This is a genomic window from Moorena sp. SIO3I6 (assembly GCF_010672095.1).
In genome coordinates, this window is sequence record NZ_JAAHHU010001062.1 from 1 (window position 1) to 1,728 (window position 1,728).

General features: G+C 42.0%; 2 protein-coding genes. Both read left to right on the forward strand.

Annotated elements, in window-relative coordinates; translation table 11 throughout:
* On the forward strand, positions 1-661 hold a 661-nt coding region (locus tag F6K49_RS46105), incomplete at its 5' end, for a glycosyltransferase (RefSeq protein WP_293109090.1).
* Between the two features lie 98 nt (positions 662-759).
* Positions 760-1,728, forward strand: a 969-nt coding sequence (locus F6K49_RS46110) for a glycosyltransferase (RefSeq protein ID WP_293109095.1), incomplete at its 3' end; no start/stop codon positions are given.

Consider the following 1,728-nt stretch of genomic DNA (forward strand, 5'->3'; position numbering starts at 1 on the left):
TTTGGGATATTCTTCGCAAAACAGCTGTGTAATTCCGAATGGATTTGACACGTCTTTATTTAAACCATCTCTGGAAGCTAGAGCAGCTTTTCGTTCTGAATTAGGGTTGTCTGAACAATCGATTTTAATCGGATTGATTGGTCGTTATCATCCCATGAAGGATCACCCTAATTTTATCCGGGCTGCTTCATTATTAGTCAAAGAATTTCCTGATGTACATTTTATTATGGTTGGCACAGAAGTTGACCAAGATAATAATTTTTTATCTTCGTTGATTCAGGACTTAGGACTATCGAATCATATCCACTTACTAGGAGAACGCAGTGATATTCCTCGCCTTACTGCTGCTCTAGATATTAATACTCTGGCTTCTGCCTATGGGGAAGCCTTTCCTTTAGTTATTGGAGAGGCAATGTCGAGTGGTGTTCCCTGTGTGGTAACAGATGTGGGTGATTCAGCCTGGATTGTGGGTAATACGGGACGAGTGGTACCCCCAAGAAACTCAGAAGCATTGGCTAGGGCTTGGAAAGAGCTAATTTTGATGGGTAATGAAGGGAGGAAAGTGTTAGGAAAAGCAGCAAGGTCTAGAATTATTGATTCCTTTTCTATAAACTCAGTGGTCGCTCAATATGAAAGTTTATATGAACTGATTTTAGATTAAAAATAGTGCTGATTGCGTCAGTCATTAATCCTGATAGGTAATTAGGGAGATTTTAATTCTTGTAAACCAAGATAACTAGTATTGAGTAATAAATAATCATGAATAGACTTTTAATCATAACTACTATTCCGGATACAATCCGTGGCTTCCTGCTTCCCTTGGCTCACCACTTCCGGTTTGAAGGCTGGCAAGTCGATGCTATGGCTCAGGGAGTTTCGGCTTGTGAGGAATGCTTGGCAGCTTTTGACCAGGTTTGGGATGTGCAGTGGTCACGCAATCCCTTGGATCCACAGAATCTACTGTTGGCTCCGCGAACTATCCAAGAAGTAATTGCTCAAAAGAACTATGATATTGTTCATGTACATACTCCAGTAGCGGCTTTTGTTACTCGTTATGCTCTAAGGGGTTTAATAAAGCAGGGACAACCCAGGGTAATTTACACTGCTCATGGCTTTCACTTCTATCGTGGGGGGCAACCTTTAAAAAATGCTTTGTTCCTGACATTGGAAAAATTGGCTGGACATTGGACTGACTATTTAGTAGTAATTAATCATGAGGATAAAGAGGCAGCTAAGCACTATAATATCGTGCCACCAAAACAGATTCGTTATATGCCAGGAATCGGTGTTGATTTGGAATACTACAATTTTGATTCGACTCCTGTAGCTGAGGTAATGGGGGTGTACGAGGAGCTGGGAATAGCACCGGAAAATCCACTATTTTTGTCAGTTGCTGAGTTTATCCCTCGCAAGCATCATCAGGATATTTTAAGGGCATTTGCCTGTTTGGAGCGATCTGATGTCCACTTGGCATTGGCAGGAGATGGAGATGAAGAGTGGACTCAACAAATGCAAGACTTGGCATCAGCTCTAGGTATTAAACATCAGGTATATTTCCTTGGTTTCCGCCGGGATATTCCGACTTTAATACAAGCCTCTATCGCAACACTGTTGGTTTCAGAACAAGAAGGACTTCCTAGAAGTGTGATGGAGTCCTTGTGCCTGGAAACACCAGTGATTGGCACAAATATCCGTGGCACTAGGGATTTGCTGGCAGGAGACAGTGGT